This window comes from Gemmatimonadota bacterium, assembly GCA_041390105.1.
Classification (GTDB): Bacteria; Gemmatimonadota; Gemmatimonadetes; order Longimicrobiales; family Gaopeijiaceae; genus JAGQIF01.
Genome location: JAWKQO010000001.1, coordinates 1,074,742 through 1,096,639, shown reverse-complemented (window position 1 = coordinate 1,096,639; position 21,898 = coordinate 1,074,742). Strand labels below are relative to the sequence as shown.

At 68.7% G+C, this 21,898-nt stretch carries 20 protein-coding genes; 19 read left to right on the top strand and 1 reads right to left on the bottom strand.

The annotated features are described in order from the left end of the window. Positions 1-55: 55 nt before the first annotated feature. On the bottom strand, positions 56-1,891 hold the full coding sequence (locus R3E10_04945; GenBank protein ID MEZ4415080.1) for a peptidylprolyl isomerase: 1,836 nt from the start codon (positions 1,889-1,891) through the stop codon (positions 56-58). 355 nt (positions 1,892-2,246) lie between these two features. On the opposite strand from R3E10_04945, the gene R3E10_04940 reads away from it, so the two are divergent. The 19 genes from R3E10_04940 (at position 2,247) to R3E10_04850 (ending at position 21,860) form a co-directional block, all read left to right on the top strand. Continuing rightward, the gene (locus R3E10_04940; protein MEZ4415079.1) at positions 2,247-3,257 is read left to right on the top strand and encodes a tetratricopeptide repeat protein; all 1,011 of its coding nucleotides are present in this window, start codon (positions 2,247-2,249) and stop codon (positions 3,255-3,257) included. Next, a complete protein-coding gene (gene aroQ, locus R3E10_04935) occupies positions 3,254-3,694 on the top strand; it encodes a type II 3-dehydroquinate dehydratase (GenBank protein ID MEZ4415078.1) in 441 nt (146 codons plus the stop codon). The genes R3E10_04940 and aroQ overlap by 4 nt, the downstream gene beginning before the upstream one ends. Positions 3,695-3,724: 30 nt before the next feature. After that, positions 3,725-4,285, top strand: coding sequence for an elongation factor P (gene efp, locus R3E10_04930; GenBank protein ID MEZ4415077.1), 561 nt, complete (start codon positions 3,725-3,727; stop codon positions 4,283-4,285). 37 nt (positions 4,286-4,322) lie between these two features. Further along, positions 4,323-4,799 (top strand): acetyl-CoA carboxylase biotin carboxyl carrier protein, encoded by a 477-nt coding sequence (accB, locus tag R3E10_04925; GenBank protein MEZ4415076.1) that lies wholly within the window; start codon positions 4,323-4,325, stop codon positions 4,797-4,799. Positions 4,800-4,806: 7 nt separating this feature from the next. Continuing rightward, positions 4,807-6,153, top strand: a complete 1,347-nt coding sequence (gene accC, locus R3E10_04920; GenBank protein MEZ4415075.1) for an acetyl-CoA carboxylase biotin carboxylase subunit — start codon at positions 4,807-4,809, stop codon at positions 6,151-6,153. Continuing rightward, positions 6,150-6,869, top strand: coding sequence for a 2-phosphosulfolactate phosphatase (locus tag R3E10_04915; GenBank protein ID MEZ4415074.1), 720 nt, complete (start codon positions 6,150-6,152; stop codon positions 6,867-6,869). Before accC ends, R3E10_04915 begins: the two co-directional genes overlap by 4 nt. Beyond that, on the top strand, positions 6,866-9,373 hold the full coding sequence (locus R3E10_04910) for a DNA translocase FtsK (protein ID MEZ4415073.1): 2,508 nt from the start codon (positions 6,866-6,868) through the stop codon (positions 9,371-9,373). The genes R3E10_04915 and R3E10_04910 overlap by 4 nt, the downstream gene beginning before the upstream one ends. Positions 9,374-9,512: 139 nt before the next feature. Then, complete coding sequence (locus R3E10_04905) at positions 9,513-10,202, top strand: outer membrane lipoprotein carrier protein LolA (protein ID MEZ4415072.1); 690 nt, start codon at positions 9,513-9,515, stop codon at positions 10,200-10,202. After that, positions 10,199-11,680 carry a 30S ribosomal protein S12 methylthiotransferase RimO gene (rimO, locus tag R3E10_04900; protein MEZ4415071.1) on the top strand — a complete coding sequence of 494 codons (1,482 nt, stop codon included), beginning with the start codon at positions 10,199-10,201 and terminating at the stop codon, positions 11,678-11,680. The genes R3E10_04905 and rimO overlap by 4 nt, the downstream gene beginning before the upstream one ends. A 10-nt stretch (positions 11,681-11,690) precedes the next feature. Beyond that, positions 11,691-12,383: a hypothetical protein gene (locus R3E10_04895; GenBank protein MEZ4415070.1), complete on the top strand. Its 693-nt coding sequence runs from the start codon at positions 11,691-11,693 to the stop codon at positions 12,381-12,383. Further along, a complete protein-coding gene (locus tag R3E10_04890) occupies positions 12,380-13,393 on the top strand; it encodes a Gfo/Idh/MocA family oxidoreductase (protein MEZ4415069.1) in 1,014 nt (337 codons plus the stop codon). The genes R3E10_04895 and R3E10_04890 overlap by 4 nt, the downstream gene beginning before the upstream one ends. A gap of 17 nt (positions 13,394-13,410) precedes the next feature. Then, positions 13,411-14,952, top strand: a complete 1,542-nt coding sequence (gene lnt, locus R3E10_04885) for an apolipoprotein N-acyltransferase (protein ID MEZ4415068.1) — start codon at positions 13,411-13,413, stop codon at positions 14,950-14,952. A gap of 97 nt (positions 14,953-15,049) precedes the next feature. Further along, entirely contained in the window at positions 15,050-16,147 is a 1,098-nt protein-coding gene (prfA, locus tag R3E10_04880) for a peptide chain release factor 1 (protein MEZ4415067.1), read from the top strand. Then, complete coding sequence (gene prmC, locus R3E10_04875) at positions 16,144-17,052, top strand: peptide chain release factor N(5)-glutamine methyltransferase (protein MEZ4415066.1); 909 nt, start codon at positions 16,144-16,146, stop codon at positions 17,050-17,052. Before prfA ends, prmC begins: the two co-directional genes overlap by 4 nt. Positions 17,053-17,109: 57 nt before the next feature. After that, complete coding sequence (locus R3E10_04870) at positions 17,110-17,469, top strand: YlbF family regulator (protein ID MEZ4415065.1); 360 nt, start codon at positions 17,110-17,112, stop codon at positions 17,467-17,469. Next, positions 17,466-18,158 carry a CDP-alcohol phosphatidyltransferase family protein gene (locus R3E10_04865; protein MEZ4415064.1) on the top strand — a complete coding sequence of 231 codons (693 nt, stop codon included), beginning with the start codon at positions 17,466-17,468 and terminating at the stop codon, positions 18,156-18,158. The genes R3E10_04870 and R3E10_04865 overlap by 4 nt, the downstream gene beginning before the upstream one ends. A 39-nt stretch (positions 18,159-18,197) precedes the next feature. Next, the gene (locus R3E10_04860; GenBank protein MEZ4415063.1) at positions 18,198-19,511 is read left to right on the top strand and encodes an inositol-3-phosphate synthase; all 1,314 of its coding nucleotides are present in this window, start codon (positions 18,198-18,200) and stop codon (positions 19,509-19,511) included. A gap of 31 nt (positions 19,512-19,542) precedes the next feature. Next, complete coding sequence (gene tmk, locus R3E10_04855) at positions 19,543-20,211, top strand: dTMP kinase (protein MEZ4415062.1); 669 nt, start codon at positions 19,543-19,545, stop codon at positions 20,209-20,211. A gap of 20 nt (positions 20,212-20,231) precedes the next feature. Further along, the gene (locus R3E10_04850) at positions 20,232-21,860 is read left to right on the top strand and encodes a S41 family peptidase (protein MEZ4415061.1); all 1,629 of its coding nucleotides are present in this window, start codon (positions 20,232-20,234) and stop codon (positions 21,858-21,860) included. Positions 21,861-21,898 lie beyond the last annotated feature (38 nt).

The following is a 21,898-nucleotide window of genomic DNA, read 5'->3' as shown; positions in this document are numbered from 1 at the left end:
GGCGCTGGAGACAGCGCCCGCCCCGTTCTCGTCTTCTTCCAATGCGTTGGTCGCTTCAGCGTGATCCGAACGGGCCCCCCATGGTCCCGGGAAGCGGCTGCTCGTCCGCCGGCCGCAACACCTCATCACGGCGATCCACGATCCGGGCCTCGGCGCGCAACCCTTCCAGCCACTCCTGCAGACGGAGACTCGCCTCCTGCTGCTGCAGAGCCAGGCGCTGGCCCTCCTTCTGCGCCTCGAACGCCGTCGAGTCCGCGGCGACGTGCTCCAGCACCTCCAGGACCACTACCGCGTTGTCGGTTCGGATCGGGTCGCTGAGGTGGCCTGGGCTCATTCCGAACGCGGTGCCGACGGCGCGATTCTGACGCCCCAACACCGGCACAAAGTCGGTGCGGGTGAAGGCCTCGGGAGCGCGCACCTCGGTGCCCAGAGTGCTGCCCAGCGCGTCGAGCGAACCATTGGCGCCGGCGGCAGCTTCACGGATACGGGCCTCGGCGGCGTCCATCTGCTTCTCCAGGCGAAGCCGCTGCTCGATGATGCTGCGTGCCTCCGCCAAAGGGAGCACGCCCGCCGGCTCTTTGCTGACGAGCTGCAATGCGTAGAAGGCTTGGCTCGTCTCGAAGACCGGACTGGCCTCTCCGGGTTCTGCCTCCTCCAACGCCCAGTCCATGCCCTCACCGATACGCCCAGCGCCGCTCGCAAAGGGGAAGTCGGCCGTGAGATCGATCGTGTCCGCCCCCAGACCCAGCTGACGAGCCGCCTCCGCCAGATCGCGCTCTTCCGCCAGCGCCTCCAGCGAGTCTGCCAGGGTCAGCAGCGCGATCTCCGACGCGTCGGTGCGTTGCACGGGGATCAGGATGTGGCTGGCGGTGGCCGAGTCCGCCCAGCGCTCGTCCACTCGAATCAGGTGCCAACCGAACGATGTCTGCACCGGGGCGGAGACCTGTCCGATCCGCACTGCCCAGACCGCGGAGTCGAAAGGGGCCACCATGCGCCCTTTGGCGAACGTCCCCAGGCTCCCTCCCAGTGAGGCGCTGCCCTGATCCGTCGACTGCGTGCGCGCCACCTCGGCGAAATCCGCGCCTGCCTCGATCGCCCCGCGCAGAGAATCGGCTCGTGTGCGGGCCGCGGCCGAGTCGACGGCCGTGGGCGTCTTGGGCAGCACCACCACTTCCAGTCGAGCGCGAGCCGGAACCTCGAACTCGTCCTGGTTGCCGTCGTAGTAGCGTTGGATCTCCCCGTCGCTGACCGCGATGTCCTCGGTGGCCCCGTCGGCCGGATCGACCGCGACGAAGCGGATACGCACGGATTCGTTCCGGTCCTTCCACGCCTGCCACAGCTCCCCGTCACTCGGGAATACGCCTGAGCCGACCTGCCGCAGCAGCTTGCCGCGCGGAATGATGGACCGGTAGTAGGCCTCCAGTTCCAGGAGCACGTCGGTAGGCAGCCCGGCCATCCAGGTCTGGTACTTCTGCAGATCGAAGGCACCGTCGGTCTGGAAGGCGGGGTCGGATTGGAGCTGCGGAGGCGGAGAGAAGTTGGCCGCGCTCTTGATCTCTTCGTCGGTGACGGTGATACCGCGGCGCTCCAGCTCCTGACCGATCAGGATCTGATTCACCACCTCGTCCCAGGCCTGGTCCTCGATCTCCTTGCTCTGCTGGCTGGTGATCGGCTCTTCCTGACTGGCGGCGATCTGGTCGTAGAGGTTGCGTCGGGTGCTCTCGTAGAGATCGAACGGTACGGGGACTCCGTTGACCCGCCCGATGGTGCCCAACCCACCCCCACTCTGACCCGTGATGTCCATTCCCCACTGGAACACCATCAGGCCGACGAATGCGAGCGCGGTGGCCAGCATGATCCACTTCGTGCTCTCGCGCAGCTGACGCATCATGGCAGGAACAACCCTCCTGGCGGCCTTGCGGCCGCGAGCCGAACGGACGAACGCCCCGAAAACCGGGTTGGCAAACCTAATCCCGCGAGGGAGCCCCCTCAACGGATTCGGGGACGTGGTACATACACGGCCAGGAAGTGAAGGGTCGCGACCACACGGGCCGCTCCAGGGTGGGGTGCCCGTGCGGACGAGCGGGCTACCGCGGCCGGCCCTGGGGCCCCGCACGGAGCGGGGTACGCCGTGCGCCTGGGCCGCGCGTTGACCCTCTACCGGCCCCTGGCCTATCTTCGCGCGCTCCGCTCCACCCGCCGCCGGATTTGGCGGGCCGGGCCCTTTCCACATCCCCTGGCGCGATATGGAGCCAGCCCTCGACATCGACGAGCTGCGCGCGCTGGTGGGTACCGAGCGCGACCCTGAAGGTCGGGCCTTCGCCCCGCTGGCCGAGGCGCTGCGCCGTGGCGGTCACCTGACCGAAGCCCGGGAGGTGGCCGAGCGGGGATGTGCCGTCTGGCCTGACTTCTCGTCGGGGCAGCTGGTAGCGGCGCGGGTCCGGGTCGACCTGGGAGACCTGCCGGGCGCTTCCGCCCTGTTCGCCCGCGTCCTCGAGTTGGATCCAGAGAACGCGCGAGCGCTCGAGGAGGGGGCCCGTTCGTCTCTTCTAGCCGGTGACCTGGACGGCGCCCGCACGTGGGCCCTGCGCTGGAGCGCGGTCGAGCCCCAGCGGGCGGACCATGCCGAGCAGCTGCTTCGCACCATCGACGAGCGCGAGGCCTTGGAGGCCGGGAGCGAGCCCCCGACGGCGGAGGCCGCGGGGGCTGCTGCGGATGCTCTTCCCGAAGCCCCGCCGGCTGACCGTGAGTCGCCCCCCGTCGCCACGGCGGTCGAAGCGCGTGAGGAAGCGGAGGCGAGCGAGGAAGCAGAGCGGGGCGAGTACGAGGATCGAGCGGCCGGGTCGGCAGGCGGCGAGGAGCTCCTCACGCGCACGATGGCGGAGCTCCTGATCGCGCAGGGGCTGCGCACCGAAGCCATCGAGCTCTTTCGCAAGCTGGTGGCGCGGGCTCCGGAGAGCGCGGCGCTTCGTGAGCGCCTCGCCGAGTTGGAGGGTCTGGAGGCTCCGGCCCCGCAACCCGAGCCTGCCGCCCAGGAACGTGCCACCGCCGTTCCGGTGGAGGCGCTGGGCCCCGAGGTTCGGCCCGTCGAAGCGCTGGGCCCGGACCGTGTGCCGGTGTCCGAGCTGAGCCCGGAGGCTCTGCCGGTGGCCGACTTGGCTCCCGAGACCCGGCCCATCCGCGAACTGGGGCCGGATCGCACGGGCGAAGAGGTGGACGACGAGTTCCGGCGCTGGCTCGAAGGGTTGGACGCATGAGGATCGAGGTGATCCACGGACCCAACCTCCGGCTCCTGGGGACCCGGGAACCGGAGGTCTACGGAACGATCACGCTGGCGGAGATCGACGAGCGCCTGGCGGCGGTCGCGACCAGTCTGGATGTGGAGGTCGCCTCGTTCCAGAGCAATCACGAGGGCGAGATCCTCGACCACCTCGAGGCCACCGCTGCTGGGGCGGATGGGTACCTGATCAACCCCGGGGCCCTGACTCATACGAGCATCGCGCTGCGGGACGCCCTGGCGGGAGTGGGGCGACCATTCGTAGAGGTGCACCTCTCCAACACGAAGGCGCGCGAGCCCTTTCGCCACCACTCCTACCTGTCTCCGCTGGCCGTCGGAACCGTCGCCGGATTTGGCGCAAACAGCTACCTTCTGGGGCTCAGGGGGCTCGTCGGATACCTCTCGGCCTCACGCTGAGCTTCCTCACTCCTCCATTCTCCTCGAGCGATGGCTTCGACTGCGGATTTTCGTAACGGCATGGTGCTGGACATCGATGGCGTCCTGTGGGCGATCACGTATTTCCAGCACGTGAAGCCCGGGAAGGGCGGCGCCTTCGTGCGCACCAAGCTCAAGAACGTCCTGACCGGTCAGGTGGTCGAGAAGACGTTCCGCGCAGGCGAGAAGATCGTGGACGTTCGCTTGGAGCGCCGGCCCGTTGCCTATTCCTACGCGGACGGTGAGCTCTACTACTTCATGGACCAGAACACCTTCGAGCTCATCCCTATCGCGGGGGATGTGATCGGAAACGACCAGCTCAAGTACCTGAAGGAGAACATGGAGTGTGAAGGGCTGGTCCATGACGGCAGCGTCCTGAGCGTGGAACTCCCGAACTTCGTCGAGCTCCAGATCACGGAGACCGATCCGGGAGTGCGCGGCGACACGGCCCAGGGCGGTACCAAACCGGCGACGCTCGAGACTGGTGCCGTGGTCCAGGTGCCGCTGTTCATCGAGATCGGCGACGTGGTCCGCGTCGACCGCCGTGAAGACAAGTACCTGACGCGTGTGTGACGACTGAGGCGCGCTCCCCTTCTGCCCCGATCTGCTCATGATCGATCTCGACTTCCTGGAACGACTGGTCCGGCTCATCGAAGAGAGCACCCTCGACTCGCTGGAGATCGAGCGCTCGGGGACCCGGATCCGACTGGCGAAGTCCCCGGAGTACGGGGGAGCCGCGCCGATGCCCGTCACGACCTATGCGCCCGCCCCGGCCTTGGCGCCGGCTGCGGCCGCGCCCGGCGCCGCGCCCGAGGTGCCGGCGGCGGGTGGCGGCGGTGACCCGACCCTCAAGGACATCACGTCGCCGATGGTCGGCACCTTCTACCGGGCGCCCGCTCCGGACGCGCCGCCGTACGTGGACGTCGGGAAGTCGGTGGGGAAGGGAGACACGCTCTGCATCATCGAGGCGATGAAGCTCATGAACGAGATGGAATGCGAGATTCCTGGCACCATCGTCGAGATCTGCGTGGAGAACGCCCAACCGGTCGAGTACGGGCAGATCCTGTTCCGCGTCCGGCCCGGCTGATCCCACCGTGTTCAGACGGGTCCTGATCGCGAACCGCGGCGAGATCGCGCTTCGGATCATCCGGGCGTGCCGCGAGCTGGGATTGGAGACTGTAGCGGTCTACTCGGAGGCGGACCGAGAATCCCTGCACGTACGGTTCGCCGACGAAGCCGTCTGCATCGGACCGCCGCAGCCGCGCGAGAGCTATCTCAACATTCCGCGCATCATCGCCGCCGCCGAGGTGACGGGCGCGGAGGCCGTCCATCCGGGCTACGGCTTCCTGGCCGAGAACGCCGACTTCTCCGAGATCTGCGAGCGGTCGCAGCTGGTGTTCATCGGGCCCACGCCCGAGCAGATCCGGGCGATGGGCGACAAGGCCACGGCTCGCCGAACCGTGATGGCGCAGGGCGTGCCCACGGTTCCCGGGTCGGATGGGGTCGTGCTGGACCCTCGTGAGGCCGCCCGCCTGGCCGACGAGATCGGCTACCCCGTCATGATCAAGGCCTCGGCGGGTGGTGGCGGGAAGGGGATGCGCGTCGCGCACGAGCGCTCGTCGTTCGAGACCCTCCTGAAGCAGGCCCAAGGCGAGGCCCAGGCCGCTTTCGGGGATTCGGGCGTCTATCTCGAAAAGCTCGTCGTGCGGCCCCGCCACGTGGAGTTTCAGGTGTTCGGGGACCGACAGGGCCGGATCGTCCACCTCGGCGAGCGCGACTGCTCCATCCAGCGCCGCCACCAGAAGCTGATCGAAGAGGCTCCTTCGCCGGCGCTGACGCCCGAGCTGCGCGCCCGCATGGGTGAGGCAGCAGTGGAGGCGGCCCGCAGCATCGCGTACGTCGGCGCAGGAACGATCGAGTTCCTGCTCGACGCCAGTGGGGAGTTCTACTTCATCGAGATGAACACCCGCATCCAGGTGGAGCATCCGGTGACCGAGGTCACCACCTCCGTAGACCTGGTGAAGGAACAGATCCGCGTTGCCGCGGGCGAGCCGCTCTCCATTCCCGAGGGGCCGCCGGTGCTGCGTGGGCACGCCATCGAGTTCCGGATCAACGCAGAAGATCCCGATCGGAACTTCGCACCGTCCCCCGGTACCGTGACCACGTTCCACCCCCCGGGAGGGCCGGGCGTCCGCCTCGACACGCATGTGTACTCGGGCTACCGGGTTCCCCCCTACTACGACTCGCTCCTGGCCAAGCTGATCGTGCACGGGAACACGCGCGAGGAGGCGGTGGCGAGGGCCCGTAACGCGTTGGATACGTTCGTGGTGGAAGGCGTGGCCACCACCATCGACTTCCTGGCGCGCGTGACCCGCGATGAGAGCTTCCTGCGTGGCGATGTGGACACCGGATTCATCGATCGGATGAAGGGACGCCCGTGAGAATCGACCTGTTCTTCACCATTCCCGAGGTCGACCCGCAGGCCGTGCAAGGATCCACCGCGCTGGTCATCGACGTGATCCGCGCGACCAGCGTCATCGCCGAGGCCCTGGCCAACGGGGCGCGCGCTGTCTACCCGGTGTTGGACACGGAGGAGGCCCTGCGGCTCGCCAACCAACTGGGCCGCGAGAGCACGCTCCTGTGCGGAGAGCGACGGGGGCTGAAGATCGAAGGGTTCGATCTGGGCAACTCGCCGCGCGAGTTCCTGCCGGAGAAGGTCGCCCAGCAGTCCCTGGTCATGACCACCACCAACGGCACCCGAGCGTTCCTCGCCGCGGCGGAGGCCGACCGCGTGGTTTCCGCCTCCCTGTTGAACCTCTCGGCCGCGGCGGCAGTGGCGGCCCAGTCGGATCGGGTCTCCATCGTGTGCGCGGGTCGCCAGGATCGGTTTTCGTTGGACGACGCTCTCTGCGGGGGGCTGCTGGTGGCGGCATTGTCCGACCATCGGGGGGGGGAGGTTCGACTCAACGACGCCGCGCGGGCCGCCCAGGAGTTGGCGACCTCTCTCACCTGCGACGAAGGGACGCTGGGGGCCACCGCAGCGGGCCGCGCCGTGGTGGAGATCGGCTTGGGTGATGACCTTCCGTTCGTGGCGCAGCGCGACCGTCACGCGCTGGCGCCCGAGATGCATGACCGAGTGATTCGACTGCCTACGTGAGCCGAAAGCGTTCTCGCAAAGGAGCCTCCCGCAAGCGCTCGGAGGCCACCGAGGGGTGGCTGGACGCCGAGCAGCGTAGCGAGATCCTCGCCTACGCGCTGATCGCGCTGGCCGTGCTGGTGGGTCTTTCGCTGTTCCCGGTTTCGTGGCTGGGAGAGCGGGGCGGAGAGTGGTTTCCGTCGGGGAACGTGGTCGGTGTGGTGGGTCGGTGGGTGTTCGTCGCGCTCGACGGTGCATTCGGCGTTTCCGCTGCGCTGGTGACCCTGGCCCTGGGGGCGCTGGGTCTGGAGCGGGGGGGCTGGTTGGCCCGCCACCGCGCCGTGCGGACGGCCGCCCTCTCTGCCGGTCTCCTGCTCCTGATTCCGGTGGCCTGGCAGGTGATCGCGCCCGCCGGGACGGGGGGGGGCGCCTGGGGCGCCTGGGCCTCGCAGCCGCTCATGACCGCCTTCGGCTGGGTCGGTGCGCTCATCCTCTGCGGCGTCGCGTTCCTCGCCCTGGTGGTGGCCACCCTGCGGGTAAGTCCGGTCCGCCCCATCGGGCGTGCCCTGGTGCAGGGAGGCGGCGTGATCGGGCGCACCGCCGTTCGCGCACGCGAGTCTCTGCGCGTGGCCCCGGGACCGGGCGAGCGGCCGGCCCGCGGCGGACGCCGGCCCCTAGATCCGGACCTGGCCACGCATGACGAGACGGATCCGGACGACGTGGTGGTGACCGAGCCCGAAGAGGAGGAAGAGGAGCTCGAGGACGAGGATTTCGACGACGAGGAGGAGTGGGAGGAGGACGAAGAGGAAGAGGAAGAGGAAGAAGAGGAAGAAGAGGAAGAAGTCGACGACGAAGAACTCGAGGCAGCGCCCCCCGTTCGAGACGGGGCTCCGGGTCGGCGCGGCGGGAAGGAGCCGATCCCGGCCGTGCAGGCGCCGCACGAGGAGGACCTGGAGGGTCCGCAGGTTCTGCCGCCCCTCGACCTGCTGTTCGCGCCTCCCGACGAAGAGCGCCAGGGGATGGAAGAGGAGCTCGAGCACCTCGGCGAAGTCCTGGTCGAGAAGCTCAAGAGCTTCAACGTGGAGTGCACGCTCGGCGGGCGCACCACCGGACCGGTCGTTACCCAGTTCGAGGTGGTGCCGGCGCCGGGGGTGAAGGTGAACCGCATCGCCAACCTCGACGCCGACCTGGCCCTGGCCATGAAGGCCAAGAGCATCCGCATCGTCGCCCCCATCCCCGGGAAGGGCGCCGTCGGGGTCGAGATCCCCAATCCCGAGCCGCTGGCCGTGCCCCTGCGCGACGTGCTCGAAGCGCGTGCCTTCCAGGCGGGGCGGGGGAGTCTCCCCTTGGGGTTGGGGCGCGACCTCAACGGCCAACCGTACGTGGCCGACCTGGCCAAGATGCCCCACGTGTTGATCGCCGGCGCCACGGGCTCGGGAAAGTCGGTGTGCTTGAATACCATCATCACCAGCCTGGTCTACCGGCACACACCGGAGACACTGCGACTGTTGATGATCGATCCGAAGATGGTGGAGCTCTCCACGTACTCGGATCTGCCGCACTTGCGGCACTCGGTGGTGACGGATCCCAAGGACGCCGCGGCCGTGCTCAAGTGGGCGGTGCTGGAGATGGAGCGCCGCTACATGCTGCTGTCGTTGAACGGCGTCCGATCCATCGCCGAGTTCAACAAGCGGGTACGGTCCGGTGTGGTGCTGCGCCGCGCGGAGCCCGACGGACAAGAAGGAGATCCGGATCGTTGGATCTATCAGGACGGTGTGATGCCGTTCATCGTGGTCGTGGTCGACGAGCTGGCCGACCTGATGATGAGCGTGCAGAGCGAGGTGGAGAAGCCGCTGACACAGCTTGCGCAGAAAGCCCGTGCCATCGGCATCCACCTCATCGTCGCCACCCAGCGCCCGAGCGTGAACGTCATCACGGGCCTGATCAAGGCGAACTTCCCGACGCGCATCGCCTTCCGGGTGGCGTCCAAGACCGACTCGCGCACGATCCTGGATCAGAACGGCGCCGATGCGCTGCTGGGCAACGGCGACATGCTGTTCCTGCCCCCCGGCCAGAGCGAGCCGGTCCGCATGCAGGGAGCCTTCATCTCCACGGAAGAGACGGACGCCCTCATGCAGTGGTACCGGGAGCTGCGCGAGGAGAAGCGGGCCCGCCAGCTCGAAGCGCAGGCGGAGCCGGATGACGGCGGCACGGAAGAGGACATCCTGGAAGTGGTTCGCTCCCGCGAGGCCGAGGACACGGACCAACTCGATCTCGACACCGGTGCGGCGGCTGCCTTCGACGAGCTTTTCCGTGCGGCGGCCGAGGTATGCATCCAGCACAAGCAGGGCTCGACGTCCCTGCTGCAGCGAAAGCTCCGCATCGGCTACGGACGGGCCGCTCGGATCGTGGACCAACTCCACGAGGCGGGGGTGCTCGGTCCTCCGGATGGATCCAAGCCTCGGGACGTGCTGATCGGGCACGATGGATTGGAGCTGCTGCTGAGCGGGTTGGACGGGGGTTGAGCAGTGCGGGGCGCGCAGGGTCCCGATGGGTGGACCCACCCCCAGGAACGGCCGCCGGAACCGGCGTGTAGAAGCGGCGACGGTCCGACCCGGGCGAGCCCCGCGGACGGCTGAACCCCCTCGATCCGGAGCAGAGGGCGTGTCACGCGACCCACGCTGGCTTCGACGCGCGCAGAGCGCACGGGCGACCATGGCCCTGGCGCTCGTGTGCATACCCGCCGCTCTGGGGGCCCAGGCCGACTCGGAGGCGCTGTCGATCCTGGAGAAGGCGTCGGTGCGCTATGAGCGACTGACGGGGCTGTGTGCCGATTTCCGGCAGACGCTGGAGGTCCCTCTGCTGCGCCAAACCACCTCTGCTGCAGGGGAGGTGTGCCAACTGGATCCCAACTTCTTCCAGATGCGGTTCACCGATCCCGAGGGCGACCGCATCGTGGCCGATGGCACCTGGCTGTGGATGTACCTGCCCAGCGCCCAACCGGGCCAGGTGATTCGCATGCAGATGGCCGAGGGATCGCAGTCGATCGACTTCCACCGTGAGTTCCTCGAGGACCCCGGCGTGAAGTATGCACCCACGCTCGTCGGCGCCGAGACCGTGGGAGGGGTGGCGACGCGTCATCTGCGTCTGCAGCCGCTACAGGCCAACACCGGCTATTCGCTGGTGGACGTCTGGCTCGACGCGGCGGCCAGTTGGATCCGGCGCATCCGTATCGAGCAGGAGAACGGTTCGGTGCGCACGCTCGACCTCGACCGGATCCGGCTCGATCCGGCCCTGTCTCCTGCCGACTTCGCCTTCGATCCTCCGCCAGGCGCGACGGTGGTGATCCGTTGAGTGCGGAGCCTTCCGCGCGCGCGCGACCGGGTCGTTCGCGCGCGCTCCCGGTGTTTCCGCTGGAGCCCCTGGCAGGAGCGTCCGCCGCTCCAACGCTGGGACAGGCGCATGCGGGCTCGGCGCGGGGCACCCGCGTCGGCCTGGTCACCCTGGGGTGCGACAAGAACACGGTCGACTCGGAACGTCTGCTGGCCACGCTGGTCGGCATGGGCGCATCCGTGGCCACGGATCCGGCGGATGCGGACGTGGTCCTCGTCAACACCTGCGGCTTCATCGACGCAGCGAAGCAGGAGTCGATCGAGACGCTGCTGGAGGCCTGCCAGCTGAAGGACGGTGGGCGGGTCCGGGCGGTGGTGGCGGTGGGATGCCTGGTCCAACGCTACAAGTCGGAGTTGGAGGAGGCGCTTCCGGAGGTGGACCTGTTCCTCGGACTCACCGAGATGGACCGGCTGGTCCCGGAGCTTCGGGAACGTCAGCTCCTGGACGACGCGCCGGTCCCCCTGATGGAGCGACCGCTGCGCGTGCTGACCGGGGCCACGCCCTACACCACGTTCCTGAAGATCTCTGAAGGGTGTGACCATACCTGCGCCTTTTGTGCGATTCCCGACATGCGGGGGCTGCATCGCTCTGCGCCGCTGGAGGGCCTGGTGGCGGAGGCAGCTCTGCTGGGTCGCCAGGGCGTGCGGGAGCTGAACATCATCTCCCAGGACACGACCTGGTACGGGCGGGATCTGCGGAGACGGTCAGAGACAGCGCCCTTGCTACCGGACTTGCTGCGCGCGTTGCTGTCCGGAAGCGAGATCCCGTGGTTCAGGCTCTTCTACATGTATCCCTCGGGGATCACCCGGGAGCTCGTGGAGTTGCTGGCCACGGAGCCCCGCCTGCTCCCCTATCTCGATCTACCGCTGCAGCACGGGAGCGACCGGATCCTGGCGGCCATGCGGCGCCCCGAACGGCAGAGCACCATCCGTGAGCGGGTGTCCTGGCTGCGGGACGCCATCCCGGATCTCACGCTGCGCACCACGGTCATCGTGGGCTTCCCCGGAGAGACCGACGAGGATTTCCAGGCGCTCCTGGACCTTCTGGAGGAGGTGCGTTTCGAGCGGGTGGGGGCGTTCACGTACTCGGTCGAGGAGGGGACGCCCGCCGCGGAGTTCCCCGATCCGGTTCCGGACGCCCTCCAGCGGGAGCGGCTCGAAGAATTGTTGGAGCGACAGGCGGCCATCTCCTTGGGGTGCAATCTCGAACAGCTCGGGCGCGAGCGGGTGGCCCTGATCGATCACGCCACTCCGGACGATCGCGACTACGCCTTCGTGGCGCGGACAGCGGGACAGGCGATCGATGTTGACGGCGTCACGCACCTGGTGCGCGGACCTGCAGGATTCGATCTCACGCCCGGGTCGTTCGTGCGCGTGGAGATCGTGGATGCCGACGAGCATGATCTGGTGGGTAGTGTTCTGAGCATGGAAACCCGATGAGGAGGCGCACGTGGTGACGAGGCGGGGAACGGTGTGGGGCGTGGCGCTGGCGGCGTGGGCGTTGGCAGCAGGGCCCCTCGAGGCCCAGCGTCCCGATCTGAGCGAGTTCGACTACGAGAACCTCTCCTTCCGCGGGATTGGAATCGACGTCGGATTCCTGGCTCCCAACCGCGTAGAGTCGGCGTTCAGTGTCGGCGGTCGGGTCGATCTCGGATACCTGGGACCCAGCTTCCGTATCGTCCCCCATGCAAGCTACTGGTCCTCGGACTTCAAGACGGGGGAGGTTCGGGAGTTGGAGGATCAGGTGCAGGCGCTCATCGAGCAGGAGCTTCCCGCTGGGACGCCGGCGCCCACGGTGAACCTCGGCAGCATCACCTGGTCCGATCTGGCGGTCGGTCTGGATGGCCACTTCGTCTGGGCCATCCCGTCCCTGGGGGTGCTGAGCTTGGCGGGCGTCGGGGCCACGGCCCACTTCCTCAACGGATCGGGTGCGGCCATCGAGGGCACGTTCGTCGAGGACCTCTTGGACTCGTGGACGGTGGGCCTGAACGCACACGGGGGTCTCGAAGTCCCCATGTCGGAGCGGATGCGCGTGTACGGCATTGCCCGCTACAATCTGTTGGAGGACCTGAGGGCGTTCGAGTTCCGCCTGGGCGCGCAGGTCATGTTCGGAGAGCCTCTACCCGGAGAGCGCACGCGATGAGCCAGGCGGGGATTCGCATCGGAATCCTCGGGACCGGAGCCGTGAGCCAGGTCGCACACCTGCCTCTGCTCGCGGGTCGGGACGATGTCGAGGTCGTAGCCGTTTCGGACACGGACTCACTGAAGGCGAGGGAAGTGGCCTCCCGCTTCGAGATCGGACAGGTCCTCGACGACGCCGACCTGATCGGGGACGACGGCATTGACGCCGTGGTGGTGGCCACGCCCAACCACGTGCACGAAGCCCAGGCCTTGGCCGCCCTGAACGCCGGCAAGCACGTGTTGGTCGAGCGACCCATCGCGCTCACGGCCGCCGGGGCGCAGCGCCTGATCGACGCCGCCAAGGCCAACGACCGTGCCCTGATGGTGGGCCTGTCCCACCGCTACCGGCCCGATGTCACGGCGCTGCGATCCTTTGTGGCCGGGGGAGAGCTCGGGCCCGTGTACTCGGTCTCCGGCAGCGTTCTCAACCGCAAGGTGGCGCTGGCGCGCACGCCCTGGCGGCAGCGGCGCGCGGAGGCGGGCGGGGGAGCGCTGATGGACCTCGGCGTGCAACTCCTCGACCTGTGCCTCTGGCTGGTGGGGTACCCGGAGGTGGCTCGTGTCACTGCGGTGACGCTCACGGGTGACTACGAGGTCGAAGACGCCGCCGTGTTGCTCGCCGAATCGGACTCCGGCATCGCCATCTCGCTGGAGGCGAGCTGGAGCCTGTTCGCCGACTCCGACCAATACCACGCCCGGGTGCTCGGTCGCGAGGGTTCGGGCTGGCTTCCCCCCCTGACCATGCATCGTCAGCTGGGTGGGCGTCCCCTCGATGTCACGCCGAGACAGTCGACCAAGGAGAACCTCTACCTCGCAGGGTACCGGCGCCTCCTGGATCGCTTCGCGGGTATGGTGATCGGTGAGCGTGCGCTCGAACGCTCCGAGGAACAGGTGCGCCTCATGCGAGTGATCGAGGCCGCCTATCGCTCGGCCCGGGAGCAGCGGGAGATCCGGGAGATCGAACCGGCGTAGCCGGGTTCCGAGCGGAGGTGAGGCCCTTGGGCAGCGCGGCTGGACGGACGCGCCGTGGCGGCGATGGGGGCGGACGACTCGCGCTCACCAGCGGAGCGCTGCTTGCGCTGTCGTTTCCCCCGGTTCCCTTTTCGCCGGCCCCGTTCCTTGTGCTGCTTCCGTTGGCGTTCGCGCTCGAGGGACTGCCGGACCGCCGCGGGGCTACCGTGCGGGCGGCGGGCTGGGGGGCCCTCGCGTTCGGGGCAGGCTGGGGGGTGCTCCTGTTGTGGACCGGGGCAGCGCTCTCCCACCGCCCCTGGTTGGGGGCGCTCGCCTATCTGGCGCTGGTCACGTGCTTCGCCGTGGTCGGAGCCCTCGTGACGGCGGCGGCCCACCGGATGCGCGCCCGTGTCGGTATGCCCTCCGCGTTGGCCCTGCCTCTCGCCTGGGTGGCGGGCGATTGGGTGCGCGGGCACCTGGGGCCGTGGGCGTTCCCCTGGCTACCTCTGCCGGTCGCGCTCACCGCTCACCCGGGCCTGCTGGCCCTGACGCCCTGGGTGGGAACGACGGGGGTGACGCTGTGGATGCTGCTCCCCCAGGGTGCCTGGGCCGGCCTCCTGGCCTCCCGGGCCTCGCGGGCCCGATGGGTAGCGGCGGCGGTCGCGAGTGCGGTCTGGTTCGCAGCGGTCCTACTGCCTGGCCGGCACCCGCTCCCCGCGCAGGGGACGACGCTCTCGCTGGCCATCCTCCAACTGGATCTGCCCGCGCACGCGCCAGTGCGGGAGCGGGCGGACAGTGCCCTGGCCCGGGCGTCCCGCTGGGAACCCACGGAGCGCTACGATCTCGTCCTGCTCCCCGAAGGGAGCCTGCCCGTGGACGTGGCGAGGAGTCCCACCGTCGTGGCACCCCTGCAGGAGCTGGCGCGGCGCGCGGGCGCGCCGGTGCTGGTGGGGGGGCTGGGCCGTGCCGCAGACGGTGCCGACGCACGTCCGACCAACAGTGTCTTTCGCATCGACGCAGACGGGTTGTCGGCCTGGCGCTACGACAAGCGCCGTCTGGTGCCGATCATCGAGCGTGCGTCCTTCCTGCAGCCGGGACGGGGGTACGCCGCCGGCCGTGAGCCGGGCCTCACCGAGGTCGGGGGTGTGCGCGTCGGGGTCCTGATCTGCTACGAGTCGATCTTTCCCGAGCTGACGCGTGCATTGGCGCGGGAAGGCGCCGACCTCATCGTCAACCTCACGAACGACGCGTGGTACCGCGAGCCCGGTCCGGGGGCGCTGGGGCTGGAGCAGCACCCGGCGCACCTGGTCCTGCGTGCCTTGGAAACGGGTCGGCCCGTGGTGCGGGTCGCCAATACCGGCCCCAGCTTCGCCGCGGACGCGAACGGGCGCGTCGGTTCGATCACGGCGCTCCGCGTCCAGGATGTGCTGTCCCTGCGCATCGCGGTGGCGCCGTCGAGCTGGACCAGGAGTACCCGCTGGGGAGATGTGCCGGGGCTGCTGGCCACCCTCGCCGTGCTCCTGCTCCTCGTCCTGTCCGGGCGCAGCCGCGCGGTTGAGTCGGCCCCCCGCTTCCACTAACTTCGGCCCGCCCGCCGACGGGCACAGAGGGCCTGGAACCCGGCCGGGGACTCCCCCCGGCCGTTGCTGTATGGGCCCACCACTTCGCACCGACTCCATGAGCGTCCCAGCGGTCGACCCGCGCCTGCGGTCACGCCTCGAACGCGCCATCCTGCGTTTCGAGGAGGTCGAGCGTGCGCTGTCCGATCCAGACGTCCTGACGGAGCCGGACCGGCTGCGCACTCTCGGGATCGAGCGCTCGGAGTTGGAGATGGCCGTCCACGAAGGACGGGCGCTGCTCTCGTTGGAGGGGCAGTTGGCCGGAGCGCGGGAGCTCGCCCACGATTCGGACGATGACGAGATGCGCGAGCTGGCCGAGGCCGAGGTGGAGGGGCTGGAGGAGCGCATCCAGGGACTGCAGGATCGCGTGCGCGAACTGCTCATCCCCAAGGACCCGCTGGAGGATCGTGCCGCCGTGGTCGAGGTCCGCGCGGGTACGGGAGGAGACGAAGCCGGTCTCTTCGCGGCCGATCTGCTGCGCATGTACCGTCGCTTGGCGGAGCGGCAGGGCTGGGAGGTGGAGCTGCTGTCCTTGAGTGAGGGCATCCCCGGCGCCATCAAGGAAGCGATCGCCGTGGTACGGGGAAGGGGAGCCTACGGTCGGCTGCGCTTCGAATCCGGCGTGCACCGCGTCCAGCGCGTGCCCGAGACGGAGAGCCAGGGGCGCATCCACACGTCCGCCGCCACCGTTGCGGTGCTGCCGGAGGCCGAGGAAGTCGATGTGCAGATCGATCCGCAGGATCTGCGCATCGATGTGTTCCGTTCCTCGGGGCCCGGGGGACAATCCGTCAACACCACCGACTCGGCCGTGCGCATCACCCATATCCCCACGGGCCTGGTCGTCTCCTGCCAGGACGAGAAGTCCCAGCACAAGAACAAAGCGAAGGCGCTCAAGGTCCTGCGCTCCCGGCTGCTGGATCGGGTGATCGCCGAGCAGGAGGCCGAGCGTGCGCGCGAGCGGCGCCTCCAGGTGGGCACCGGCGATCGCTCCGCCAAGATCCGCACCTACAACTTCCCGCAAAACCGTGTCACCGACCACCGGATCGGGCTGACGCTCTACCGACTCCCCGAGATCCTCGACGGAGACCTGGGAGAGCTCGTCACGGCGCTGCGTTTGGCACAGGAAGAGGAGCGGCTGGAGAGCGAAGACGCGTGAGCACGCGTCCAGCGCCGGTCGAGCCCCCCGTGGAGGGGGCGGCCTGGACGCTCCTGCACCTGCTGCGCTGGAGCACCCAGTACCTCGAGCAGAAGGGTCTGGAGCGACCTCGGCTCGATGTGGAGCTCCTCCTGGCCCACGCACTGGGCGTCGGGCGCCTCGACCTCTACCTCCAGTTCGATCGTCCGCTGGAGCGGGCCGAGCTCGACGCCTTTCGCCCGCTCCTCCTGCGCAGGGGGCGGCGGGAACCCCTGCAGTATGTCGTGGGATCGGCAGCCTTCCGGGAGCTCGAGCTGCTCGTCGACCCCAGGGTGCTGATTCCGAGGCCCGAGACCGAGGGGCTGGTGGGTCACGTGCTCGATTGGGCCGCTGCGCGGGGTGCTGGGATCACCGGCGTGCTGGAGATCGCGACCGGGTCGGGCGCCATTGCGCTGTCGTTGCGACGCGAGGGCAGCTTCGGTCGCATCGTCGCCTCTGACCTCTCGGGCGACGCGCTGGAGGTGGCCCGCGCCAACGCCGCCCGCCTGGGCCTCACGGATGTCGAGTGGCGCCAGGGTGACGGCTTGTCCGTCATCGAGTCGGGCGAGCGCTTCGACGTCCTGGTGGCCAACCCTCCCTACGTGGCCTGGTCCGAGCGGCCCGCTCTCGCCCCCGAGGTGGCCGACTACGAGCCCGCCCAGGCACTCTTCGCCGACGAGGAGGGCCTGGCCCTCGTCAACGTGCTGATTCGCGACGGGGGTCGGGTGGTGGCCCCGGGCGGGTTGCTGGCGCTCGAGATCGGCGCCGGGCAGGGGGCCCAGGTGGCGGACCTCGCCCGGGACGTGGGAAGCTGGGAGGAAGTTCGCGTCGCCGAGGACTTGAGCGGCAAGGATCGTTATCTTCTCGCCGCCAGGCGGTCCGTCTAGGGCCGTCCATCGTGGTTCAGGGGCCCTGGAGGCCCGGACGAGGGTGAGGGGACCGGCATGTCGGCACTGTTGAACATGGCAAGGGATCTGGGAGGCGCACTGGCCCGGACCGACGAGTACCAGGCCCTGCGGCGGGCCATCCGGTCGGCCGACGAGGACGCCGACCTGACCCGACTGCGGGACGAGATGGACGCCTTGGAGGCTCGGGTCGCCGAGGCGCTGCGGGGGGGTCAGGAGCCCGAGTCCGAACTCGCCGAAGCGTACAATGAGACCTTCGGTCGCTTGCAGACCAACAGCAGCTACCAACGGTTGGTCGCCGCGCAATCGAATTTCGACAAGGTCCTGATGCGTGTGAACGAGACCATCACGCAGGGTCTCGAAGAGGGCGGCGAAAGCCGCATCATCTTGCCGTCGTGAGCGCCCAGCGCGAAAAGGGCCTGAAGGCGCTGCGCCTTCCGGTCTATCGTATCATCGAGCCGGCGACGCGCTGGTTGGTGCGGAATCGAGTACACCCCAACGCCATCTCCACGCTGGGATTCGTCTCCACGGTGGTGGCGGGCTACCTCTACCACACCGACCACGTGCGGACGGCCGGCTTCTTCGTGCTGCTGGGAGGCCTGTTCGACATCTTCGACGGCCGCGTGGCTCGGGAGAGCGGCCTGGCCTCGAAGTTCGGGTCGTTCTACGACTCCACCATGGACCGCATCAGCGAGGTGGTCGTCTTCGTCGGGCTGCTCTCGCTGTACAACACCGTTCGCACCGAGCTCGCCGACGTCTGGATGATCTATATGATCGTGCTGGCTCTGGCGGGCTCCATGATGGTGAGCTACACCCGTTCCCGTGCGGAGGCACTCGGCCTCGACTGTAGCGTCGGGTTCATGCAGAGGGCCGAGCGGGTGGTGCTTCTGGGTCTGGGCTCGATCTTGTTCGGGCTGATGTGGAACGGGGCTGTCATCAGCGGCATCATCGTGCTGATGGCCATTACGACGAACATCACCGCGATCCAACGCATGGTCTGGGTCTACCGGCACGCGGCCGGGGTCCCGCTGGAAGCACCGACACCGCCCCAGGCGGCGTCGGCTGGCACGTCCAATCCTCCGGTCTGACGCCGGAGCTCACCGAACACGCAAGGAGAAGCACCCGTGATGCAACGGCCGGAGATCCGCCCCGCTCAGGGCAAGGTCGGCGTATTGCTCCCCGGGCTGGGAGCGGTGGCCACCACCGTCGTCGCCGGAGTGGAAGCCGCCAAGCGAGGACTGGCACGTCCGATCGGCAGTCTCAGCCAGATGAACACGATCCGGCTGGGCAAGCGCACGGAGAACCGCGCTCCGCTCATTCGCGAGTTCATCGGCCTGGCCGAGCTGGACCAGCTCGTCTTCGGCGCTTGGGACCCGATCCCGGACGACGCGTTCGACAGCGCCATCAACGCGGGCGTCCTCGAGCGCAGGCACCTGGATCCGATCGAAGAGCCGCTCCGGACGGTCAAGCCCATGCCGGCCGCGTTCGACCGCAGCTACGTCAAGCGACTCGACGGGACCAACGTCAAGAAAGCGTCCAGCAAGCGTGAGCTGGCCGAGCAGCTGCGCGAGGATATCCGCGCCTTCAAGCGGGACAACGGATGCGATCGCCTGGTGATGGTCTGGTGCGGTTCCACCGAGATCTTCCTCAAGCCCACCGAGGTCCACCAGAGCATCGAAGCCTTCGAGAAGGGGATGGAGGACAACGATCCCGGGATCGCGCCCTCCATGCTCTACGCGTATGCCGCCATCATGGAGGGCGTGCCTTACGCCAACGGCGCTCCCAACCTGTCCGCCGACTTCCCGGCGCTGGTGCGGCTGGCCGTCGATCGCAACGTGCCCATCGGGGGGAAGGACTTCAAGACCGGCCAAACGCTCATGAAGACCATCCTGGCGCCCGGCCTCAAGGCGCGCATGCTCGGTCTGAGCGGCTGGTTCAGCACGAACATCCTCGGGAACCGTGACGGCGCCGTCCTCGACGATCCCGAGTCGTTCAAGACCAAGGAGGAATCGAAGCTGGGGGTGCTCGAGCACATCCTGCAGCCCTCCATGTACCCCGAGCTGTACGGGGACATCTACCACAAGGTCCGGATCAACTACTATCCGCCGCGCGGCGACAACAAAGAAGGCTGGGACAACCTCGACATCTTCGGATGGATGGGCTATCCCATGCAGATCAAGGTGGACTTTCTCTGCCGCGATTCCATCCTGGCGGCGCCGATCGTCCTGGACCTCGCCATCTTCCTGGATCTCGCCTCGCGTGCGGGGATGCGAGGGGTCCAGGAGTGGCTCTCCTTCTACTTCAAGAGCCCCCAGGTACCGGCCACGGGCCTGAGCCCCGAACACGATCTGTTCATCCAGCACTGGAAGCTGAAGAACACGCTGCGTTGGCTCGGGGGCGAGGAGCAGATCACCCACCTCGGGATCGAGTACTACGAGTGATCCTGGCGACCTGCCGGCGGACGGCAGAACGATGACGGACGCCGTCCGCCGGCGGGGTGTGTTCGTAGTGCTCGAAGGCCCCGAAGGGGCGGGCAAGACCACCCAGGCCGCCCGTTTGGCCGAGTGGGCGCGTGCGGGCGGCCTCGAGGTCCGCACCGTGCGGGAGCCGGGGGGCACGGCCATCGGAGAGGCGATCCGCTCCCACCTCTGGGTGCGGACGGACCTCGAGATCGGACCGGTGCCCGAGTTGCTGCTGGTGTCGGCCGCCCGCGCAGCCCTGGTCACCGAAGTGATCGTCCCCGCGTTGGAGCGCGGGGAAGTGGTGCTGGCGGACCGCTTCGCGTTGTCCACGCTGGCCTACCAAGGGTACGGCCGGGGGCTCGACCTTCAGCACATCCGGCAGGTCACGGAGCTCGCCACGGGAGGAGTGGGGCCGGATGTGACGCTGCTGCTGGATCTCCCCGACGAGGCCGGGACCGCACGCCAGCGGGCCGCCGGGAAGCACCACGACCGGATGGAACGCCAGGGAGCGGAGTTCCTGGTCCGGGTACAGCGCGGCTACCGTGAACTGGCTGCCACGGAACCGGGTATGGTCAGGATCGACGGCACTGGCTCGGTCGAGGCGGTGGAGGCGAGGTTACGAGAGGCCCTGGTGGCTGAGCTTCCCGAGTTCTTCGGCAGCTTGCCGACCGGCTCCTGACGCACTGGAGGCAGATCGCAATGAGGCTGAACCGATCACTCCTGGGGCCCGCGCTGGTCCTCGGGATCGCCGTTCTGACGGGAGGCTGGTTCTTCCAGCAGGGCACCGAGCGGGGAGCACCCGGCTTTCTCCGCGGCCGCCTGTTCGATCAGGTGGCGGATCTGGTCAGCCAGAACTACGTGGAAGACGTCGACCAGGAGGAGCTCTACAACGCCGCCATCGAGGGCATGTTGGAGCGACTCGGGGACCCCAATACGGCGTTCCTGCAGCACGACGACTATCGCAACTTCGCCATTCGCACCGAGGGCAACTACGGTGGGGTGGGCCTGGAGGTGGTCGAGCGCGAGGGGTACGTGACCGTCGTGACAGCCATGCCCGGGACGCCCGCGCAGCGGGCCGGCATCCGGGCCGGCGACCTGATCGTGGCCGTGGATTCGGAGCGGGTGGTCGGGGAGGGGAGTTCCGACAAGGCCGTCGATCGCCTTCGCGGCCGGCCCGGCACCGAGGTGCAGATCGGCGTGCAGCGTCCCGGCGTCGAGAGCGAGCTCGAGTTCCTGGTCACGCGCGAGCGCATCGAAGTGAAATCGGTGCCGTTCCACGCGATGCTCGGGGAGGACATCGGCTACGTACCGCTGCAGATCTTCTCTGAGACGTCGACCGACGAGGTCGGCGCCGCGATCGACTCGTTGCGGGCGGAAGGCGCACGCGGAGTGGTGCTGGATCTGCGCGGGAACCCGGGTGGCGTCCTGGACGCGGGAATCGGGATCTCGGAGTTGTTTCTCGACGCGGGGGCGGACATCGTCGAGACGCGCGGACGCGCGGAGATGCAGTCGGAGACGTATCGTGCCACGCGTGCGCAGCGCTATCCCGGTTTCCCCCTGGTGGTGTTGGTGGACGAGCGGTCGGCGAGCGCTTCCGAGATCGTCGCGGGTGCGCTGCAGGACCATGACCGCGCCCTGCTGATCGGCCACCGCACCTTCGGCAAGGGATCGGTGCAGACGCTCTATCCGCTCGCGGGTGGAGACGTCCTCAAGCTTACGACGGCCCGCTGGTACACGCCGGTGGGACGGTCTATCCAGAAGGACCGGTCGGAACAGGTGGCCGAGCTCTCGTCCGGTGCGCTCTCCCCCTTCGGACAGCTGGTGCCGAGAGACGGAGAGGTCGATCTGCCGACCGTCCGTTCCGTGGGTGGGCGCACGCTGGTGGGTGGCGGCGGCATCACCCCCGACCTGACCGTGCTCCCTGACACCTTGCCGACCGAGGCGCAGCAGGCAGTCTTCGAACTCTACAAGAGCGGGGGTGCGCTGAACCGGTCCATCTTCGACTTCGTGATCAGCACACTCGCCGATCGGGGTGAGTCGGCCGGACCGCCCGTCCAGGTGACGGACGCCCTGATGGCGGACCTGCGGCGCGTCTTGGAGGCGGCTGGTGTCGAGGCGGACGACGCGGTGTGGCGGGCTGCAACCCCGTTCCTGCGCAACACGCTGCGCACCGAGCTGGCGCTGCAGGCCTCCGGCGAGAAGGCGCAGTTCCTGGTACAGGCCGAGGCGGATCGCGCGTTGATGCGCGCGGTGGAGGCCCTGCGCTCGGCGGGCACGGATGCGGGCGCCCTCGTCCGGGTCGCCCAGGGGGGCGAGGGGGCTCTGTGAGTGTCTCATCCTGGGCTAGCGACGCCCCCGCGCGGCTG